Origin of the sequence: Bradyrhizobium sp. CCBAU 11430, assembly GCF_028128855.1 — a bacterium.
Classification (GTDB): domain Bacteria; phylum Pseudomonadota; class Alphaproteobacteria; order Rhizobiales; family Xanthobacteraceae; genus Bradyrhizobium; species Bradyrhizobium ottawaense.
In genome coordinates this window covers 89,022-109,042 of sequence record NZ_LBJV01000064.1, presented here as the reverse complement: position 1 = coordinate 109,042, position 20,021 = coordinate 89,022, and the positions used below count along the sequence as shown (strand labels likewise).

General features: G+C 60.9%; 15 protein-coding genes and 1 tRNA gene. 13 read left to right on the top strand and 3 right to left on the bottom strand.

Translation table 11 applies throughout. The features are described from left to right. Window positions 1-30 precede the first annotated feature (30 nt). From XI04_RS23700 to XI04_RS23640, 13 genes are all read left to right on the top strand, one after another. Complete coding sequence (locus XI04_RS23700; protein ID WP_271611010.1) at window positions 31-474, top strand: TspO/MBR family protein; 444 nt, start codon at window positions 31-33, stop codon at window positions 472-474. A gap of 94 nt (window positions 475-568) precedes the next feature. Then, entirely contained in the window at window positions 569-778 is a 210-nt protein-coding gene (locus tag XI04_RS23695) for a hypothetical protein (RefSeq protein ID WP_095424946.1), read from the top strand. Window positions 779-999: 221 nt separating this feature from the next. Continuing rightward, the gene (locus XI04_RS23690; protein ID WP_271623783.1) at window positions 1,000-2,316 is read left to right on the top strand and encodes a tyrosine-type recombinase/integrase; all 1,317 of its coding nucleotides are present in this window, start codon (window positions 1,000-1,002) and stop codon (window positions 2,314-2,316) included. 19 nt (window positions 2,317-2,335) lie between these two features. Next, the gene (locus tag XI04_RS23685; RefSeq protein WP_271623782.1) at window positions 2,336-2,995 is read left to right on the top strand and encodes a hypothetical protein; all 660 of its coding nucleotides are present in this window, start codon (window positions 2,336-2,338) and stop codon (window positions 2,993-2,995) included. Window positions 2,996-3,111: 116 nt separating this feature from the next. Next, window positions 3,112-3,363, top strand: a complete 252-nt coding sequence (locus tag XI04_RS23680; RefSeq protein WP_271623781.1) for a hypothetical protein — start codon at window positions 3,112-3,114, stop codon at window positions 3,361-3,363. Beyond that, window positions 3,360-3,680: a hypothetical protein gene (locus XI04_RS23675; RefSeq protein WP_271623780.1), complete on the top strand. Its 321-nt coding sequence runs from the start codon at window positions 3,360-3,362 to the stop codon at window positions 3,678-3,680. The genes XI04_RS23680 and XI04_RS23675 overlap by 4 nt, the downstream gene beginning before the upstream one ends. After that, complete coding sequence (locus XI04_RS23670) at window positions 3,673-4,686, top strand: AAA family ATPase (protein ID WP_271623779.1); 1,014 nt, start codon at window positions 3,673-3,675, stop codon at window positions 4,684-4,686. Before XI04_RS23675 ends, XI04_RS23670 begins: the two co-directional genes overlap by 8 nt. Before the next feature lie 233 nt (window positions 4,687-4,919). Continuing rightward, window positions 4,920-7,700, top strand: coding sequence for a class I SAM-dependent DNA methyltransferase (locus XI04_RS23665; protein ID WP_271623778.1), 2,781 nt, complete (start codon window positions 4,920-4,922; stop codon window positions 7,698-7,700). Continuing rightward, entirely contained in the window at window positions 7,697-9,775 is a 2,079-nt protein-coding gene (locus XI04_RS23660; protein ID WP_271623777.1) for a DEAD/DEAH box helicase, read from the top strand. The genes XI04_RS23665 and XI04_RS23660 overlap by 4 nt, the downstream gene beginning before the upstream one ends. Further along, window positions 9,765-10,988, top strand: a complete 1,224-nt coding sequence (locus XI04_RS23655; RefSeq protein ID WP_271623776.1) for a GIY-YIG nuclease family protein — start codon at window positions 9,765-9,767, stop codon at window positions 10,986-10,988. The genes XI04_RS23660 and XI04_RS23655 overlap by 11 nt, the downstream gene beginning before the upstream one ends. 287 nt (window positions 10,989-11,275) lie before the next feature. After that, window positions 11,276-13,480, top strand: coding sequence for an McrB family protein (locus XI04_RS23650; protein ID WP_271623775.1), 2,205 nt, complete (start codon window positions 11,276-11,278; stop codon window positions 13,478-13,480). Between the two features lie 12 nt (window positions 13,481-13,492). Then, on the top strand, window positions 13,493-14,578 hold the full coding sequence (gene mcrC / locus XI04_RS23645; protein ID WP_271623774.1) for a 5-methylcytosine-specific restriction endonuclease system specificity protein McrC: 1,086 nt from the start codon (window positions 13,493-13,495) through the stop codon (window positions 14,576-14,578). 168 nt (window positions 14,579-14,746) lie between these two features. Beyond that, the gene (locus tag XI04_RS23640) at window positions 14,747-15,430 is read left to right on the top strand and encodes a hypothetical protein (RefSeq protein WP_271623773.1); all 684 of its coding nucleotides are present in this window, start codon (window positions 14,747-14,749) and stop codon (window positions 15,428-15,430) included. 204 nt (window positions 15,431-15,634) lie between these two features. Here XI04_RS23640 and XI04_RS23635 read toward each other — a convergent pair. The 3 genes from XI04_RS23635 to XI04_RS23625 all read right to left on the bottom strand — a co-directional run bounded on the left by XI04_RS23635 (window position 15,635) and on the right by XI04_RS23625 (window position 19,959). Further along, window positions 15,635-15,711: transfer RNA gene (locus XI04_RS23635), tRNA-Arg, on the bottom strand. Between the two features lie 61 nt (window positions 15,712-15,772). Next, on the bottom strand, window positions 15,773-16,843 hold the full coding sequence (locus XI04_RS23630; RefSeq protein ID WP_038970657.1) for a sensor domain-containing diguanylate cyclase: 1,071 nt from the start codon (window positions 16,841-16,843) through the stop codon (window positions 15,773-15,775). Then, on the bottom strand, window positions 16,843-19,959 hold the full coding sequence (locus XI04_RS23625) for a bifunctional diguanylate cyclase/phosphodiesterase (protein ID WP_028139578.1): 3,117 nt from the start codon (window positions 19,957-19,959) through the stop codon (window positions 16,843-16,845). Before XI04_RS23625 ends, XI04_RS23630 begins: the two co-directional genes overlap by 1 nt. Between the last annotated feature and the right edge of the window lie 62 nt (window positions 19,960-20,021).

The window sequence follows — 20,021 nt, the reverse complement described above, 5'->3', positions numbered from 1 at the left end:
AATTGCGCGATGCGATGCGCGAGGTGATGGATGCTGCAGCTGTTGTTGTTCGTGGTAGGGGTAGTCGGCATCGGCTGGCTGATCGGTGCGACCAATCTCCCCGGAGATTGGTATGCCGGCCTCGCCAAGCCGGCTTTCGTGCCACCGAACTGGGCGTTCCCGGTGGCCTGGATCCTGCTCTACATCATGATCGCCATCGCGGGCTGGCGGACCTTTCGCCGTGAACCCGGGGGCAAAGCGATGCTGGCCTGGGCTGCGCAACTGGCGCTTAATTTCATCTGGTCTCCGGTCATGTTCACGATGCATCAGATCGGCGCGGCGCTCGTCATCCTCATCGGCCTGTTCGTCGCGATCGTGACCTATATCGGTCTCGAGGCATCACGAGACAGGCTGGCCGCCGCATTGTTCGTGGCTTACGCAGCCTGGGTCGCGTTTGCCGGCGTGCTCAATGCGGCGATCTGGCGTTTGAATTGAGACATTCGGTCTCAACCGGTTCAAAGAGCAATCTCAGGCTTGTGAGTGGCAAGCATGGTCACGCGACCTAATATGAGCCCACGGAGGACAGCCAATGCAATACAGCTCCGAGCTCATTCACACGATGCGTCAAGCGCTGGAGACCGTGATGGCGAGCGTACCGGCCCATCAATCGGTGTTCGGTCTGAAAGCGGCCGTGGCGGAATGCATCCTGAACGCCGCCGCACACGGCCAGACATCATATGACGGATTGGTCTCGTCCGCCTCCGATCAGATCCAGGCGATTATCGCGGTGCTGACGTGAGCGTCGGCCTGAAACGGCCGCAAGACTGGCGCACCCGACACGATTCGAACGTGTGACCTTTGCCTTCGGAGGGCAAAGGTTATAGGTTTTCCTTGATTTGCTGCCGATGGGCTGATATTACTTTCGGCAGCAAATCCCGTAGCTTATAGGCTTTTCGAAGGTCCTGTTGGTTCCCGAGATTTGGCTCGGTTCCCCAACAACTGCTTACCTTCTGCTTACCCATGCCCAAGATCACCAAGCGCATTGCCGATGCAGCCACCGCTGCAGGCGGCGACCTCTTCGTCTGGGACGATGAGATTCCCGGCTTCGGTTTGAGGGTCAAGAAGAGTGGGGTCAAGTCCTTCGTCATCCAGTATCGAAACGCGAACGGTCGAAGCCGGCGCCTCACCCTGGGACGGTATGGCGTGCTGACCGCAGAAGAGGGCCGCAAAGCAGCCAAGCTTGCCCTTGCGGAGGTCGTGAAGGGGTCTGATCCAGCAGAAAGTCGGAAGCTCGCCCGGGGTGCTATGACGGTCGAGGAGCTTTGTCAGGAGTACATGGAGAAGGCTGAGCGGGGCCTCATACTGACACGCCGGGGCGTAACAAAGAGCGCCACCACCGTCTACAGCGACAAGGGACGGGTCACGCGGCACATCGTTCCCCTCATCGGGAACCGCACGGTCGCGGACTTCACCGCTGCTGATGCCAGCCGCTTCATGCGAGATGTAATGAGCGGGAAATCCGCCGCCGACGTCAAAACGAAAGAGCGAGGACGTGCGATCGTCACTGGTGGGAATGGCACCGCTGCCCGCACGATTGGTCTTCTTGGCGGTATCTTCAGCTACGCAGTCCGCGAGGGATATCGACCTGACAATCCCGTCAACGGCATCATTCGACCAAAAGATGGAACTCGCGAGTGGCGGTTGGATGACGCCGGATACCGCAAGCTCGGCAAATGTCTAGCGGCAGCGGAGGCAAATGGAGAGCATTGGCAGCGAGTGCTTGCGAGTCGAGTGGCCGCTATGACCGGCTGTCGCCTGGACGAGGTAGAGGGGCTTCTCAAGACCGAGGTCGACACTGTCGGAATGGCCCTCAGGTTAGGCAAGACGAAAACCGGAAAGAGTATCCGACCAGTGGGCTCGGCAGTGATCGCGGTCCTAAAGAAGGCCATGGTCAAGTCAGGCTCGAAGTACGTCTTCCCTGCGATAACGACTAGCAACAAGCACCACACCGGCCTAACCCGTTGGCTTCAGAAAGTATCCGCCGAGGAAGTCCCTGGCATTACCAGCCATGGTTTGCGTCATTCGTTCAGCTCGACGGCCGAGGACCTGGGCTATTCAATCCCGACCATCAAGGCTCTAGTCGGTCACGCGCGGGCGAGTGTAACGGAAGGCTACATCCACAAGATCGATTCCGCGCTGCTCGCAGCGGCGGATCGCATTGCTCGGCACATCGACGATGCGATGATGGGACGACAGGTTTCGAGAGGCGGTCGGACACGCAAAGCGCGAGCTGCATCGGCCGGCCGGTCCCATGTCGCTACACACGTACAAGACTAACAGGAATTAGTTGCCCGGTATGCCAAAGAGCAAGTCCAAAGCCGAATACAGAAATCCAGAGCGGCAGCCGTTCGATCCGCTGGTGTCCTTCAAAAAGAATGTAAAGCAAGCTTTTGAGGGCGCTGACGAGGAGGATCAATCTGCTCCGCAGATGCGGTTGCAGGCCGGTTACTCTTTAGCGAGCGTCGCCGTTATGCATCTCCTCACCGCCATCGGAGAGGAGGAGTTGGGGCAGCGCTTCCAGGCACTGTCGGAGGCGTTCCATGACCTCAGGATGGGAACAGTCACACCGCTGTTTAAACCCCCTACATCTTCCGGCAAACGGGGCCAAAAGAACGATCGGTCTGCGCTGTGGAGGGTGCGGGCGAAGGTCTGCATGGGCGTCCGGCTCCTGGAGGAGGGCGGGTTAGAGCAGGATGATGCGATCAAACACGTCCTAAAGTACCGGAAGGAATTTCAGAGGATACAGCGGACCGGAAGCGAGCTGAGCACCGCGGTCAAAAACTGGGTGAAGCTATTCCAGACCTTTGCGGTCTCTGATGCGGCCGCCAGCAGCGAATACAAGGATTTTCTGAACGATATCCCGGGAGTGCGAGCAAACCTGTCTGGCAATCAAAGGATCGACTTCGGCAAACTGTTCATCAAGGGAGCCGCCGAAGAGGCGCGAAAATTAGTCTGAATCCAATTCCGAATTGGGCGCCTAACTTTTCGTCTATTACCTAATTTAGATTCGAACACTCAGGGGTAATTGACCTGACATCGTTGGAATGTCCAGCGACAAACAGAAAGGTCAATATGCACAATCTGAAACATAACTCCTCGGTCGAGCGCTATCTGCGCCGGTTTGAGGCAGCCCGATACGTGGCTGAGACGTACAACATCCCGTGCTCACCCAAGACGCTGGCGAAGCTCGCTTGCGTCAGCTCAGACGGGCCGCCGTTCAGGCTGGCCGGCCGATTCCCGTTGTATCCGATCTCTGGCCTTGATGCCTGGGCTCAAGCCAAGATCGGTCCGCTGGTGCGCTCCACGTCGGAGGTGCAGCGATGAGCTATCCGGACACGGCGGGTTACAAGACCCCGGGAGCCAGCAAGGAAGCCGCAATCGCGGTGCGGGGCCGAGCGCGCGTTCTGCGCAAGCAGATCGTCGCTTACCTGAAGTCTCACTACCCCAAGGGCTACACCGCGGATGAGATCGCGGAGCACTTCGGGCTGAGCCTGTTGCCTGTCCGACCGCGTCTGGCCGAAGCGCACTACGCCAGAGAGGTGGAGCAGACGGGAGAGCGCCGCCTCAGCAGAGCGGGACGGCGTGTCAACTGCTGGCGGGCGGTATTGACCGACGAGGAGAAGGGTAGCCGACATGGATGATCAGGCATTCGATTTCGATGAGCGAGCCGATGTCGACGACCGGGTCGGCGATGACGAAGTTGAAGCGGAAGAGCAACCTCTGACGCTCGACACGATCTGCGTCAGCAAGTTCGCCAAGCTGAAGTTGCCGCCGCGCAAGAACGTGCTGGATCCGATCCTGCCGGAACGAGGTCTGGCCATGCTGTTCGCGGGGCGCGGTATCGGCAAGACCCATGTCGCGCTGGGCATCGCTTACGCTGTGAGCTGCGGTGGCGAGTTTCTGCGCTGGCGAGCCGATAGGGCGTGCAACGTGCTGTACGTCGATGGAGAGATGCCTCAGGAGGCCTTACAAGACCGTCTGTTAGCAACGATGAAAGGAGGGCGCCAACCACCGGTTGGCGCATTCCGCCTCCTGTGCATGGACCGGCAGCCGTTGGGGACGTCCCTCAATCTGGCCGATCCGAAGCAGCAAGAGGCCATCAACTCGCATCTGGACGGTGTAGAATTTTTGGTTCTGGACAACTTGTCGACCCTCGTAAACGGCGGCGCGGAGAACGACGCCGAGTCCTGGATCTCGATGCAGGCCTGGCTGCTCCAGTTGCGGCGACGCGGGGTCACCGTCTTAGTCGTGCATCACGCCGGCCGCGGCGGCAATGCGCGCGGCACGTCCAAGCGGGAGGACGTGCTCGACACGGTGATCCAGCTCAAGCACCCGGAAGACTATGATCCCGGCGAAGGCGCACGCTTCGAGGTGCACCTGACCAAGGCGCGCGGGGTGTTCGGCGAGGATGCCCTCGCATTCGAGGCGAAACTCGAGTTGGACGACGACGGGGCGGCCCGCTGGGTCTGCACCGATCTGAAAAGCGAAGACGCAGAGGATGTGCAGAAGGTGCTGGACCTGTCGGAAGCGGGCAAGAGCACCCGTGAGATCGGCAAAGAGCTGTCGATGAGCAAGTCTAGGGTTGACCGGCTGTTGAAGAAGGCCAAGCGGGCGAAGAAATCCAAGCCGGCGGAGCCGAAGGACTAGCGACCCCTGTCCCGCTGTCCCGCTGCCTTAGGGTGTGGGACAGCGGGACAGCTGGTTGATGGTAGTGCAAATTTCCCAGAATTTCCTTGAATTACCGCCGCCGTTGAAGTCTATGAAACACCTATGCTTTCTCGGAAATCGCCACAAAAACTATATCTGCTTTTATGGAGGGGGAAAGTTCGGCCGCATTTACATCAGCGGTCCCTTCCGGGATCCGGGCAGGCTGGGGCAAGATGAACGCCGTCGAAATTGAAGAAGCCATATCTGCCCTGGCCGAGCAGCCGTTCAATGGCGGCGAGTTCCCGTTCGCCTTCCTGCAAGCCTTCGGCAATAAGGAAACAACGATCAAGAAGCTGCGGGCGGGCGCGTCGAATAGCTCCGACCTGGGCGGCGTCCTGCAACGGAGCCACATTCACATCGCCGTCTGTGCGCCGGGCGCAGTCACGAAGACCTTGGCTGCGCTGAAAGCCAGCCCGGCCACGGCGAAGGCGAAGGCGCGTTTCATCCTAGCGACCGACGGCGCGGACTTCGAGGCGGAGGATTTGGACACCGGCGAGACCGTCGCCTGCGCCTATGCTGATTTCCCCGATCACTTTGGTTTCTTCCTGCCGCTCGCGGGCATCACCACCATCAAGCAGGTGCGCGATAGTTCCTTCGACATGCGCGCCACCAGCCGCATGAACCGGCTATATGTCGAACTTCTGAGAGACAACCCCGATTGGGGCGCAGCCGAGCGCCGCCGTGACATGAACCATTTTATGGCGCGGCTGATCTTCTGCTTCTTCGCTGAGGATACCGACATATTCAGCGGTAAAGACCTGTTCACCGACACAATTGCGCGAATGAGCGAGCGGGATTCGTCGAACACGCACGGGGTAATCGGTGAATTGTTCCGCGCGATGAACACGAAGCGCGAGGCCCGGGCGAGCGCCGGGATTCCTCGATGGGCCGACGCCTTTCCCTACGTGAACGGCGAACTGTTCTCCGGCAGTGTGGACACGCCACGTTTCAGCAAGATCGCCCGCTCGTACCTTCTGCACATCGGCAGCCTCGACTGGACGAAGATCAACCCCGACATTTTCGGGTCGATGATCCAGGCTGTAGCGGAGGACGAGGAACGCGGCGCGCTCGGTATGCACTACACCTCCGTGCCGAACATCCTGAAAGTCCTCAACCCGCTGTTTCTCGACGATCTGCGCGCCCGGCTTGCGGAAGCGGACGACAATCCCCGCAAACTGCTGAACCTCCGCAATCGCATGGCGAAGATCAGGGTCTTCGATCCGGCCTGCGGTTCCGGCAACTTCCTTGTCATTGCCTACAAGGCGATGCGTGAGATCGAGGCCGAGATCAACAGGCGGCGCGGCGAGGCCGACCGGCGGTCGGAAATCCCGCTGACAAACTTTCGCGGCGTCGAGCTGCGCGACTTCCCGGCCGAGGTCGCCCGCCTTGCGCTCATCATCGCCGAGTTTCAGTGCGACGTGCTCTACCGCGGGCAGAAGGAAGCCTTGCAGGACTTCCTGCCACTCGACGCGCAGAACTGGATCACCTGCGGCAACGCTCTGCGGCTCGACTGGCTGAGCATCTGCCCGCCGACGGGGACGGGTGTGAAGCTGCACGGCGATGACCTCTTCAACACCCCATTGGATCAGGCGCAGATCGATTTCGAGAACGAAGGAGGAGAGACCTATATCTGCGGCAACCCTCCTTATCTTGGCTCGACTTGGCAATCTGACCATCATAAGTCCGAGTTGAAGGCGATCTTCGACGGGCGAACGAAAAGCTGGAAGTCGCTCGACTACGTTTCGGGTTGGTTCATGAAGGCCGCCGATTATGGAACGCAGACAAGCGCGACTGCGGCTTTCGTGTCCACCAACTCAGTTTGCCAAGGGCAGCAGGTGCCGATTCTCTGGCCGCTGATCTTTAACACCGGACACGAAATCGCATTCGCTCACACTAGCTTCAAGTGGGCGAATCTCGCCAGCCACAACGCCGGAGTCACAGTCGCCATCATTGGAATATCGAACGATCCAGCCAGGGTTCGGCGATTGTTCTCGATTGGGGATGACGGCAACACCGTCGAGAAGCAAACGGAAAACATCAACGCTTATCTCGCGCCAGGCCGCGATATCATCGTTAACAAAGCGAGTAAGCCAGCGGCACCGCTGCCGAAGATGATCTTCGGAAACAAAGTTGTCGATGGCGGTCACTTGCGGCTGAGCAGACAGGAGCTTGGTGTCCTCGATCTTCCCGCGGAGCTGTCATCGCGCATTATCCGCCGCATCTACGGATCGTCCGACTTCATACGAGGGGAGGAGGTCTATTGCCTATGGATCGAGGATAGTGATCTTGCCGAAGCTAGAAAATACCCGGGGGTCGCGAAACGAATTGATGCTGTTAGGCAACTGAGGCTTTCCAGCCGAGATGCCAGCGCAAACCAAATGGCGTCACGAGCGCATCAGTTTCGCGAGATGAGGTCCGCAAAACATCATACCATTGTACTGCCTCGCATCACATCTGAGAGCCGCGAGTTTTTGCCCGTGGGCCTGATAGATGATGCGGGAGTTATAAGCAGTCAAAACTTCGGTCTTTTCGATGAACCGCTGTGGGTTCTATCGATCATATCGTCCAGATTGCACATCGCTTGGATTGCCGCCGTTTGTGGTCGCCTTGAGCTACGCTTTATGTATTCCAACACACTCTGCTGGAACACCTTCCCCATACCCTCCCTAACCGAAAAGAACAAAGCCGATTTGAGTCGGTGCGCAGAGGACATATTGCTGGCTCGCGAGGCGCACTTTCCGGCGACCATCGCCGACCTCTATGACGCAGAGAGCATGCCGGCCGATTTGCGCGCGGCGCATGACCGCAACGACGAGGTGCTTGAACGCATCTATATCGGCCGCCGCTTCCGCAACGACACGGAGCGATTGGAAAAGCTGTTCGATCTTTACACCAAGATGATTGCATCGCCAGGGACGGCGGCGAAGAAGAAAAAGGCGGGGGCAAGCGCGTGACCGACATCAATAAGACCATCCCTTCCGTTTCGGTTTCCTATGCTCGGAACGGCTCGTCGACCAAAGCCAACGCGCTCGGCATGCGGCCGATGCAGGAGCGCGCTTATGAACGGCGTGGCGAGCAATACCTTCTCATCAAGTCGCCGCCCGCCTCCGGCAAGAGCCGAGCGCTCATGTTCATCGCACTCGACAAGCTCGCCAATCAGGGTCTCAAGCAGGCCATTATCGTCGTGCCGGAAAAATCCATCGGCGCGAGCTTCCATGACGAGCCGTTGACCAAATACGGCTTTTCGGCCGATTGGATCGTTGCGCCAAAATGGAACCTCTGCGACGCGCCCGGCTCGGACAACGGCGGCAAGGTCAATTCCCTCGGTGCGTTCCTCGACAGCGATGATAAGGTTCTGGTCTGCACCCATGCGACCTTCCGTTTCGCCATGGACAAGTTCGGCGTCGAGAAATTCGACAACCGGCTGATCGCGGTGGATGAGTTTCATCACGTTTCCGCCGACCCTGAGAGCAAGCTAGGCCAGCATCTGGGTGCGCTCATCGCCCGCGACAAGGTGCATATCGTCGCCATGACGGGCTCATACTTCCGGGGCGACGCCGTGCCGGTGCTGGCCCCGCAGGACGAGGCGAAGTTCGATCCCGTCACCTATACCTACTACGAACAACTCAATGGCTACGAATTTCTCAAGCAACTCGACATCGGCTATTTCTTCTATTCCGGCTCCTATGCCGACGACATACTGAGCGTCCTTGACCCGAACGAGAAAACGATCATCCACATCCCAAGCGTCAATTCGCGCGAAAGCACGAAAGACAAGATCAGGGAGGTGGAGCACATCATCGAGGCGTTGGGCGAGTGGCAAGGCGTCGAACCCGCGACGGGCTTCCAGCTTGTCAAGCGGCCGGAGGGAAAGGTCCTGCGCATCGCCGATCTTGTGGATGACGACCCGGCCAAGCGGGACAAGGTTTCAGCCGCGCTGAAAGACCCCACGCAGAAGAACAACCGCGATCATGTCGACATCATCATCGCGCTCGGCATGGCTAAGGAGGGGTTCGATTGGATTTGGTGTGAGCACGCGCTGACCGTCGGCTATCGATCCAGCCTCACCGAGATCGTGCAGATTATCGGCCGCGCGACCCGTGACGCGCCGGGCAAATTCCGAGCGCGTTTCACTAATCTGATCGCCGAGCCGGACGCCTCCGAGGAGGCCGTCACCGAGGCCGTCAACGACACTCTGAAAGCCATTGCCGCCAGCCTGTTGATGGAACAGGTGCTCGCGCCACGCTTCAACTTCACGCCGAAGAACACGCAGAGCGGCCCGGTTGCCGGCTTCGACTACGGCGAAGGCGGCTACGATCTGAGTAAGGGTAATGTGGGCTTCAATGAGCAAACCGGGCAGTTTCACATCGAGATCAAGGGCCTTGCCGAACCCAAGAGCAAGGAAGCTGCACGCATCTGCACCGAGGATCTGAATGAAGTCATCGCCGCTTTCGTTCAGGACAAGAACACCATCGAGCGCGGGCTGTTCGACGAGGAACTGATCCCCGAGGAACTGACCCAGGTGCGCCTGGGGAAGATCATCAAGGACAAGTATCCCGAACTGGACGAGGAAGATCAGGAAGCCGTGCGTCAACACGCCATCGCGGCCCTCAACATCACGCAGAAGGCCAAGGAGATTGCGCTTGGCGGTGACGGGGCGGGGACCGGCGGCGATGAACAGCCGAGCGCCAACACCGCGTTGATCGACGGGGTGCGGAAATTCGCGATGGACGTTCGCGAACTCGACATCGACCTCATCGACCGGATCAATCCGTTCGGTGAAGCCTATGCCATCCTCGCCAAGACCATGAGCGAGGACAGCCTAAAACAGGTCGCCGCGGCCATTGCCGCCAAGCGCACCAGCTTGACACCGGAGGAAGCCAAGGGGCTTGCCGTCCGAGCGTCGCAGTTCAAGAAGGAGCGCGGCCGGCTGCCTTCCATCGACGCTCAGGACCCCTGGGAAAGACGCATGGCCGAGGGGGCGGTCGCGTTCATGCGCTTCAAGAAGGAGGGCCGCTATGACGGATGATCTCGATCTTGACGAACTGGCGGCTGACCTTGCCGACTTCGCCCCGCAAGAAAAGAAAGGTGGCCGTAGTCCACGCGAGGAACGCATCATCGCGGGCTTCGAGGAAATTCAGCGTTTCGTCGAAACCCAAGGCCGCGCGCCAGCGCATGGCGAGAGCAACGACATATTCGAGCGGCTTTATGCCGTGCGCCTCGATCGGCTGCGCGGGTTGGAAGAATGCCGTTCGCTTCTCGCCCCGCTCGACAAGCAGGGCCTCTTGGCGGTCGTGGTGACGCCTGCCACCGAGCCGGTCGAATCGATTGATGACGATGAATTGCTTGCCGAGCTGGAAGGCATGGGCGCGGCCGACATTACCGAGCTTCGCCATGTCCGTACCGCCGCCGACAAGCGCGCGGCCGAGGAAATCGCCAACCGCACACCATGCGAGGACTTCGATAACTTCAAGCCGCTGTTCATTCAGGTGAAGAAGGACCTCGACGCCGGCATACGCCAGACGCGGCGATTCCAGACAATGGCCGAGATCAAGCAAGGCGAGTTTTTCATCGCCGGGGGCCAGATCGTTTATGTTGCGGAAGTCGGCGAGGAATTTGTCACCGAGTATGATCGTCGCGATAGCCGGTTGCGCGTGATCTACGATAACGGCACCGAGAGCGACGTTCTATTGCGCTCGTTGCAACGTGCCCTCCACCGAGACGAGGCGGGCCGGCGCATCACCGACCCGACGGCGGGGCCGCTGTTTTCCGGCGAGAGCGAAGACGGCGACTTGGCCAGCGGCACGATCTATGTGCTGCGTAGCAAGTCTGACCATCCGACCGTCGCGGCCCACCGCGATGTGCTGCACAAGATCGGCGTCACTGGCGGCGACATTGCGCGCCGCATTGCTTCTGCACAGCAAGACCCGACGTTTCTCATGGCCGACGTTGAGGTGATCGCTACTTACGAGCTGTTCAACGTCAACCGCACGCGCCTTGAGAACCTGATCCACCGCGTTTTCGACTCGGCGCGCCTCGATATCGAGATCAAGGATCGCTTTGGACAGCCGGTGATCCCGCGCGAATGGTTTCTTGTGCCTCTGTTCGTCGTAAACGAGGCGGTCGATCGGATCAGGGACGGAACGATCACTGACTATCTGTACGATCCTAAAACAGCGGCGTTGGTGCTAGACAAGACCAAGGTGGGCCACCGTGAACGAGATCAACCACGAAAAACGTAACCGTCTCATCAAGGCACGCACACCAAACAAAGCGGAAGAAGGCGGTGTGGCCGGGGCAATAGTCCCAGGCGAACGCGAGAGGGATTGGGCCCGATTGCAGGAGCTGAAGCACAAGCACCACCCGACGAAGCGCTCAACGCCGCCCCGCGAACGTGCAAAGGCTCGCCACAAGCTTCTGAAGCACAGACGCAATAGGAAATAGTGCTGCATCTGCAATCGATGGCGCGGAATGTGACGTAACACACGCCGGCCAGTGTACTTTCGACATCTAGATCAAGGCGGACGAGATGGTTGATTCATTTGACGACAAGGCATTGATCGAAGCGTTCAACGGGCCGTTTCGCGCCTACCGGGACGAGCCGTGGGCGGTGGAGTGGCGGCAAAAATACGTCGCCCATGTCGAACTGGTGAGGACTGCCGACACGACGCAATGGCTCGATCCGGCATTCCAGAGCAGGCTCTGGGACGCCAATCCGATATCGAGCATCGGGCCGGGAGCCGCGGTCACCGTTGAAGGCGCATATTCGGACGCTGCAATCTCGAACCACCTCCTTCAGCAGCGGGACGCTGTGATGGGGAGCGATCTCGCCGAGCGCGGGAAAAGGCTCCAAGACATGTTCGATCGCGTTCTGGCTGAGGTCTATCCGACTCACGCCAAGCGCAGGCCCAAGGCGCGCCTGGTCCGGCTGATGGCGGCGATGTTTCCGCGCGACATGACCTGTCTGATGGATGCCAACAGGGTATGGGCCACGCAACGCCTGATCGGTGCGCCGCGACTGATCGGCGACTTCATCGCCCAGCACCCGGCGCTTCGCCAGCGGATCCGCGATGCGGTCGGGAACGCACCTGACATCGCCAGCGAGGTCGACCAGTCGATCTTCGCGTGGTTTCTCTGGAATAGATATTTAAATCGTCCCGACGAAGGCGCGGTGACGGTGGAGGCGGCGCAGCCGGAGGCAAGCGACATACCGCCCTTGTCGCTTTTGCCTGTAACCGCTCAACGGCGAAGCCTATCCTGCATGAAGGGTGCGGTCGGCGTGTTCGTGGCGGTCGTCCGCGAAGCGGAGAACGGGATTGCACGGGACGACCTCGCAAGCGTGATTCTGTCGGAAGCGCCGCAGCTCAACACGAACAGCGCCGCCAATGTGATCTCGCAAGCCACGGGCGGACTAGGACTCATTCATCTCGTCGACGGGGCGTACCGGCCGACGCAGCGCGGCCTTGAACTGTTGACCGCGAACGAGCCAGCGGAAGTGCTGCGCGCGCCGCTGGTCGGTCGTGTTTTCGGCATGGGGCATCTATTGCTTCAGTTGTCGCGCCGCCCCGACGGGATGGGGACGACCGATGCGGCCAAATGGCTGCAATCGCTGGTACCGACCTGGACCACGACAATGCCGGGGTCGCACATCATCGCGTGGGCCAGAGTCACCGGTCTCGTGAGAGCCGAAACTGTTCAGGGCATCAACCGTCTGTATCTGACTGATGACGGTCAGGAATATGTATCCGCCCTGCCGCGGGATTTCGAGGAGCGCTGGCGGATCAACGTCGCGGCCGAGGCACTGGACGACGCAGCTCCCGAGATGATCGCGGAAGAATCCAGCTCGGGAGCGTCCTATACGGTTGAGGCCATTATCGATGAAGGCTGCTTCCTTGAGCGCGCGACGCTCGAACAAGCGATCGACTTGCTGAAGACGAAGAAGAACCTAGTTCTGCAGGGGCCTCCGGGAACAGGCAAAACCTGGCTCGCCAAGCGCCTGGGATACGCACTGATCGGCGAGAAAGACCCTTCGCGATTGATGGCCGTGCAGTTCCAGCCCTCACTATCCTACGAGGATTTCGTCCGCGGCTACCGACCGAACGGAACCACCGGCCTGCAATTGGTCGATGGCGCCTTCCTGGAAGCGGTTGCAGCGGCGAAGGCAGAGCCCGCGAGGCCATACGTTCTGGTGATTGAGGAGATCAATCGGGGTAACCCGGCGCAGATTTTCGGCGAGCTGCTCACGTTGCTAGAAGCGGACAAGCGCAGCGAGAGCGAGGCGCTCCGGCTAGCCTATCCGATGTCTCAGACGGAGCGTGTTCATGTGCCGCCGAATCTCTATGTCGTCGGCACGATGAATCTCGCCGACCGTTCGCTGGCACTGGTCGATCTCGCGCTGCGGCGCCGCTTCGCATTCGTGAATCTCAATCCCAATTTCGGAGCTGCCTGGCAGCAATACTGCAAGGCGCGGGGCGCTCCGGATGAGCTGCTGCAGGCCATAAGGCAGTCTATCGTCGCGTTGAACGAGATCATTGCGGCGGACCAGTCGCTCGGTGCTCAATTCAGTGTCGGTCACAGCTTTCTCACGCCGGCTGAGAACATGGATGCCGCGCGCTGGAAGACATGGATCGGCAATGTGATCCTGACTGAGATCAAACCGTTGCTGCTGGAATATTGGTACGATGCAAGGGGGAAGGCGGAGGATCATGTCAAGACACTGCAGGCCTGCCTGTAGCGACGGATGCAGATGTCCAATCAGGTCTGGCAGAGCCAAAAAGGCATTCCGATTCGGAACCTCTGGCTGTTGCTCGTCTATGCGTCCGGTCTCGCCGAGTTCGAGAGCCAGTGCGGGGTAGGCACGGATGATGATGTCGAGCTGGCCGATATTCTAGGGCGCCTGCTGGTGAGGCTAGTCAAGCGGCGGCTGAGGACCAATCTGTCGCGTGGCTATCAGCGCAGGGAAGCCGTCATTCCGCGGGTCAGGGGGCGCGTGGATTGGTTGCAGACGGTGTCCCGCCAGCATCTGCAGCGGGGGCGCCTCGCATGCCGGTTCGAAGAACTGTCGTTCGATACGCCGCGAAACCGACTAGTGCGCTCTGCTTTGATTGCGATCGCCGGACGGGTGCGGGATCATGCCGTCGCCGCCGATTGCCGCCGGCTCGGCGACGATCTCGGACGGCTGGGCATTGTAGCGTCACGGCCGACGCAGCAGGAGATGTCCGCAGACACGATCGGAAGCCATCAATCCGAAGACCGCTTCATGATCAACGCGGCTAGGCTCGCGTTCGAAATGCTGCTGCCGAACGAAACGCCTGGTGACATGAAACTCTCGCGGCTCAAGCGGGACGAGATCACCCTGCGAAAGATCTTCGAGAAGGGGGTCACCGGGTTCTATCGGCATCATCTGCGTGCCGCCGATGGCTGGACCGTGCGGGAGCAGAATTATCAGAGCTGGCAGCTGGAGCCGGGCCGATCCGGCGATGTGGCGCTGTTGCCGGGAATGAAGCCTGACATCATCCTGGACAGAAGGCAGGACCGCAGGATCGTCATCGATACCAAGTTCACCAGCATTCTCGCGAAAGGCATTGCCGACAAGGACAAGCTCAAAAGCGCCAACATCTATCAGATCTACGCTTATCTTCTCTCTCAACGGGGCCGCGGACCCCTGTGCGACAGGGCGGAAGGCGTGCTGCTCTATCCCGCGCTCGACCATGATGTGGATGAGACATTCACCATCCAGGGCCATGATATCCGGTTCGTGACAGTCGATTTGGCTCTCAAGCCTTCCGAGATCTTGGATCGGCTCCACTCGATCGCTCAGGATGGTGACTGAGTAGCGTTACAATCTCGCTTATCGAGATTGTCTCCCGACGCATTGGATCCAGTGTATTCGGCATAGTCGGTTTGAGTATGCGCCGACGTGCCGCAAACTGTTTGTGAAATCGCAAGAATGTCCGCTGACAGGATACCCGTCCTGCGTGTAGTGTTGGGTGGGGGCATTATGGCAACGGACGAAGAAAAAGAGCACGTCTTCCAGGCAATCGAGCAAGCCGTCGACGCCATCGTTTCGGAGGTCGTGGAGGGACATTATGAGGCGCTCACTCAGGAGCCGCAGCTCACCTCGAAGATCGCGGGTGCGATCGAGCACACGATCAAGAAGATGGATGTCGGAGATCTGAACGTCCAAGTAGAGGTGCGGGACTTCCCGGCTCAGGGCCGCGGAGCGCTCGAAGGGAAGGTGGGTGCCGACGTGTATATTTCGGTGGCTGTTATCCCGGAAGATCGGAAGGACGTAAGCAAGGGGATGCTCGCCCAGGCGAAGTGGGATCACTCTGCAAAGGACCCAAAGCTGCCGGAGCAGATCGGCAAGATGACGGAGCGCTCCGAGTCCTCCTCGTACGTGTGGGTTTACGGTCCGGACGGCGTCACCTGCTATCCTGCTGGCGACTATCTCAATCGGCACTCGGAAGGAGGCGGCCAGTCGGTAGGTTCACTGATTGCCAATGGCTTGCGATGCGAAGAGGGCGACCGGAGAATTGGGCGGGACCTCACCAAGCCGCTGATCACGTCCCTGAATGAGATCATGGAGGAGCTTGGCGTGCAGACGGCGGTTTCCTTCACCGTTCGGGAGGGCAGCCGTAGGCTGCGCCCCTATCGAAGGCGACGTAGGAAGCGGTTGGAATAAGTTCGCCGTCTCAGGTGAGAGCGGCTCGGCAATTCGCTTTTTGCTGCTCGCAGAGAAGGGGAGTGGGGCCCCAAACTAGTGGGGGTACTTCGCCATAAAAATTTCGAAGGGGGACGAGGGCGCGAAAGAGGAGAGGGTGCTTACCTATTGCTTACCCGACGGATTCGGCGTCAGAGCAATAACTCGAAAAACCCCTATACATACTGGCGCACCCGACACGATTCGAACGTGTGACCTTTGCCTTCGGAGGGCAACGCTCTATCCAGCTGAGCTACGGGTGCAGTGCTCGCTCATTTAGCCGATTGGCGCGGGGCGGGCAACCGGTTCTCGCCACATTGCGCTTTAAGCGGTTTTGCGCTGGACGGGCGCCGGAACCGCTGCGGCCTCCCTACCAAGGCTTGCGAATTCGGCGAGCACCCTTTCGGCGCAGATGACGCGGTTGCGGCCGAGGCGTTTGGCCACATAGAGAGCCTCGTCGGCCGCGCCCAGCAGCCGGTCGGGCCCGCCACCGTCGGCTGCACCCGGAATATGGCTGGCGACGCCGACGCTGAGGGTGACGTGATCGCCGGCGCCCACGGCGCCGTGGGCGATCTGCAAGGCCATGACGGCGCAGCGGATTTCATCGGCGATGACGCAGGCGCTGTCGCAATCCAGGTCCGGAAGGATCAGCGCGAACTCCTCGCCGCCGTAGCGGCTGGCGAGATCGAGCGGGCGCACGGCGTGCCGGCTGACGACGGAGGCGACCGCGCGCAGGCATTCGTCGCCGGTCTGGTGGCCGTGGTGGTCATTGAACAGCTTGAAATGATCGACGTCGGCGAACAGCAGCGCCAGCGGCTTCTGCGTGCGGTGGGCGCGGGCCCATTCGCTCATCAGCATCTGGTCGAACGAGCGCCGGTTCGACAGGCCGGTCAGGCCGTCCTTGGTGGCGAGCTCCTTCAGCGCCATCTCGGCGCGCTTCTGGTCGGTGAGATCGCGCAGCGTCTCCACCACCGCGATCAGATGGCCGGCTTCGTCGTGGATCGGACCGGCGTCGATGGCGAGATAGAGCTGGCTGCCAAGCTTCGGCATCGTGCACCAGTTTTCCGCGGAAAAGCCGAGCCCGTTATGGCCGCGCGCGGCATATTCGGAATAGAACTCCGGTAGCCGCTCGGGGCGGTCGAGCGCGACGAGGTCGGCAAGGCAGGGACGCCTGGTCTCGTAGAAGGCCTGCCAGTGCTTGTTGGTGCCGATCACCTCCGAGGCGGCGAGGCCGGTCAACCGCTCGCAGGCCCTGTTCCAGATCACGACGCGGCGCTTGGGGTCGATCACGAAGGTCGGCACCACCAGATGCTGCATCAGCCGCACGGCATAGGAATCCGCGACATCGACGGTCTTGGCCGACGTCTTGCTTGACGTCTTCGCTGGCTTCGCCATCAGGCCACCGCCGCCACCGGCAAGGCTCCGGGCAAGCCATCGCCCGAACCGAACAGTTTCCGCACCTCGCTGGCCGGCTTCGGCGGGCTGAACAGGTAGCCCTGCATCTGCGTGCAGCCGAGCGCGCGCAGCAGCTCGCGTTGCGCCTCGGTCTCGACCCCTTCGGCGACCGTGGTCATGCTGCTGGCGGCTGCGATGTTCACCACCGCCTGCACGATGACGGGTGCGCCGCTCGTCTCCGCGATGTCGGCGACGAAGCAGCGGTCGATCTTGATCTTGTCGAACGGGAAGCGCTTGAGATAGCTGAGCGAGGAGTAGCCGGTGCCGAAATCGTCGAGCGCGATGCGCACGCCGATCGAGCGGAGCTGGTGCAGGATCGAGAGCGCAGCTTCGTCGTCGCGGATCAGCACGGCCTCGGTGATCTCGAGCTCGAGCCGGCGCGGGTCCAGCCCGGAGGCGGCGAGCGCGCCCGCGATGCGCAGCGCCAGCGTGTCGCATTTGAGTTGCACCGGCGACACGTTGACCGCTACGCGCACATGCGACGGCCAGGTCGCGGCCTCGTTGCAGGCCATGCGCAGCACCCAATCACCGAGCTCGTTGATCAGGCCGGTGTCCTCGGCGACGGGAATGAACTCGGCCGGCGATACCATGCCGCGATCGGGATGGCGCCAGCGCAGCAGCGCCTCGCAGCCCGACACGTCGTTGGTGCGCAGGTCGACCAGCGGCTGATAGTGAATCTCGAAGCCGCCGTTCACCAGGGCCTGGCGCAGATCCTGCTCCATGCTCAGGCGCGCCCTGGCGCTCGCATCCATCTCCGGCTCGAAGAAGCGGTGGGTGCGGCGTCCCTCGGCCTTGGCGCCGTACATCGCGAGGTCGGCGTTCTTGATGAGCTGGTCGAGATCTGCACCGTCCTGCGGCGCAAGCGCGATTCCGATGCTCGCATCCGTGGAGAGCTGATGGCCGAGACAATGATAGGGCTGCCGGATCGCCTGGTAGATCCGGGTCACGAAGGACAGCACCTCGGCCGAGGATTGGATCCCGGTCTGGATAACGGCAAACTCGTCGCCGCCGAGTCGCGCGATGAGATCGCCGTGCTTGAGGCAGCCACGGAGGCGGCCCGCGATCGCCTTCAACAGCTCGTCGCCGACGTGGTGGCCGAGCGAATCGTTGATGCCCTTGAACTCGTCGACATCGATGTAGAGCAGCGCGAACTGATCTCCGACCTTCGCCAGCTCGCGTTCGATCTGCTCGCGGAACAGCGTGCGGTTCGGCAGGTCGGTCAGCGCATCGTAATGCGCCATATGCGCGATCTTCTCGTGGGCGCGCCGTCGCTCGGTGACGTCCTCGACGACATTGATGATGTAGCGCGGCTCGCCGGACTTGTCGCGGATACCGATCCGGGTCGAAGTGATATAGCGCCGTCCGGTGGCCGGGGTATTCCAGATGTGCTCATCCAGGAACAGGCCGTTCGGCGATTGCAGCAGCTTGTCGTCATCCCGGGTGATGATCTCGGCGTCTTCCGTCGGGTAAAGGTCGAACGCGCTCTTGCCGACGATCGTCTCCGGGGTTTCGCCGAGCTGTTCCTCGGCCACCTGGTTGGCCAGGAGGTAGCGCCGTGTCCGGGCGTCCTTCACGGTGATCCGCGAGGGGATATGGTCGATGATCTCGCGCAGGAAGGTGTGGTTGCGATCGCGCTCCTGTTCCAGGTGGCGGCGATCGGTGATGTCTTCGATCGTGGCGACCCAGCCGCCCTGGGCGAGCGGAGTGTTGATGACCTGGAAGGCGCGGCCATTGGCCAGTTGATGAATTCGCGCGGAGACCGTGCCTTCGGCGACGACCCTCATGACGTCAGCACAGAATTCCTCGACGTCACCGTCGAACGCGCCGCGCTCCTTGCGATGATACATCGCCTCGCGGATGTGGCAGCCGGGCTTGATGACGTCGTGGGAGAGGCCGAACATGTCGGCGTAGCGTCGGTTGCAGGTGACGATGGTGCCGCTCGCGTCGTAGAGGATCAGCCCCTGCGTCATGTTGTTCAAGGCGGTGTCGAGCCGCAGCCGCTCCGCTTCCAGCCGTTCCTGCGCTTCGCGGTTCTGCCGGTTGATCAGGCGGATGATCAGATAGAGGATCAGCGCGATCACGGCAGCCGAAAGCGCGGCGGTCGTCACCATGAAGCCTGTCTGCTGCCGCCAGTCGGCCAGCGCCGCGGCCGTGGTGTTGGTGGCGATGATGACCAGCGGGAAATGCGTCAGCGACGCCGCCGATCCGAGCCGCTCTTCGCCGTCGACCGGACTCCTGCCGCGGAGCGTCTGCTGGCCGCCATTGGCCAGCACCTTCTGCATCAGCGGCGCGTCCTTGAAGTTTCTGCCGATCAGCTCTTCGAGATGCGGATAGCGCGCCAGCATCTTACCTTCGCGATCGAACAGCGAGATGGCCGTCCCCTCGGCCAGCGCGACAGACGCGAAATAGTGCTGGTAGCTGTCCGGATCGATCCGGCGGACCATCGCGCCGAGGAAGGTGCCGTCCGCGCCGGTCAACCGGCGGGCGACGATCGTGGTCCATTTGTTGATGATGAAGCTGCGGACGGATTCCAGCAGCACCGGTTCGGACTGCGGATTCGTCTTGAAGGTCTGAAAGTAGGCCCGTGACGAAACGTTGATCTTGGGCAGCGGGTGGGGCCGCGACCAGCTGATGAGGTCGCCATCGGCATCGTAGATGGCGATATCGCCGAGATAGGACACCGAACTGATCTTGCTGCGCAGCATCTGGTTCGCCGCGGGGCCGGACATGCGCTCGCGGAACATTGCCGGCGAGGTGACCTCCACCAGGTTCATCTGCCCGATCAGATCGGCGGCGACGACGTCGGAATCCTCGAATTGCTGATCAAAGTGCCGGGCGATCAGTTGGACCGTGTTTTCCAGCTCGCGTTCGCGGTTGGCCAGGGTGCGCTCGCGAAATTCGCCGACGGCCATGGCTGTCACACCGAAGATGCCCGCGACCAGCAACACGCCGCACAGGGTCAGCCACAGGACAGGACCACGCCGCGCCAAGGCCTCCCAGCCGTTCCTTGCGGCTCGAGACATTCCGGCTGCCACCGTGGAAAAGACTTGGCGCATTCCCCCTCCCTGGAGGAACACGAATACACCGCACAAATGGCCTAAACCTTAGGAAAGCCAGT

What these genes read in the sequence shown, in the direction of transcription:
- XI04_RS23700 (WP_271611010.1), top strand. Translation starts at nt 31, where the DNA reads ATGCTGCAGCTGTTGTTGTTCGTGGTAGGGGTAGTCGGCATCGGCTGG.
- XI04_RS23695 (WP_095424946.1), top strand. Translation starts at nt 569, where the DNA reads ATGCAATACAGCTCCGAGCTCATTCACACGATGCGTCAAGCGCTGGAG.
- XI04_RS23690 (WP_271623783.1), top strand. Translation starts at nt 1,000, where the DNA reads ATGCCCAAGATCACCAAGCGCATTGCCGATGCAGCCACCGCTGCAGGC.
- XI04_RS23685 (WP_271623782.1), top strand. Translation starts at nt 2,336, where the DNA reads ATGCCAAAGAGCAAGTCCAAAGCCGAATACAGAAATCCAGAGCGGCAG.
- XI04_RS23680 (WP_271623781.1), top strand. Translation starts at nt 3,112, where the DNA reads ATGCACAATCTGAAACATAACTCCTCGGTCGAGCGCTATCTGCGCCGG.
- XI04_RS23675 (WP_271623780.1), top strand. Translation starts at nt 3,360, where the DNA reads ATGAGCTATCCGGACACGGCGGGTTACAAGACCCCGGGAGCCAGCAAG.
- XI04_RS23670 (WP_271623779.1), top strand. Translation starts at nt 3,673, where the DNA reads ATGGATGATCAGGCATTCGATTTCGATGAGCGAGCCGATGTCGACGAC.
- XI04_RS23665 (WP_271623778.1), top strand. Translation starts at nt 4,920, where the DNA reads ATGAACGCCGTCGAAATTGAAGAAGCCATATCTGCCCTGGCCGAGCAG.
- XI04_RS23655 (WP_271623776.1), top strand. Translation starts at nt 9,765, where the DNA reads ATGACGGATGATCTCGATCTTGACGAACTGGCGGCTGACCTTGCCGAC.
- XI04_RS23650 (WP_271623775.1), top strand. Translation starts at nt 11,276, where the DNA reads ATGGTTGATTCATTTGACGACAAGGCATTGATCGAAGCGTTCAACGGG.
- mcrC (WP_271623774.1), top strand. Translation starts at nt 13,493, where the DNA reads ATGTCCAATCAGGTCTGGCAGAGCCAAAAAGGCATTCCGATTCGGAAC.
- XI04_RS23640 (WP_271623773.1), top strand. Translation starts at nt 14,747, where the DNA reads ATGGCAACGGACGAAGAAAAAGAGCACGTCTTCCAGGCAATCGAGCAA.
- XI04_RS23630 (WP_038970657.1), bottom strand. Translation starts at nt 16,843, where the DNA reads ATGGCGAAGCCAGCGAAGACGTCAAGCAAGACGTCGGCCAAGACCGTC.
- XI04_RS23625 (WP_028139578.1), bottom strand. Translation starts at nt 19,959, where the DNA reads ATGCGCCAAGTCTTTTCCACGGTGGCAGCCGGAATGTCTCGAGCCGCA.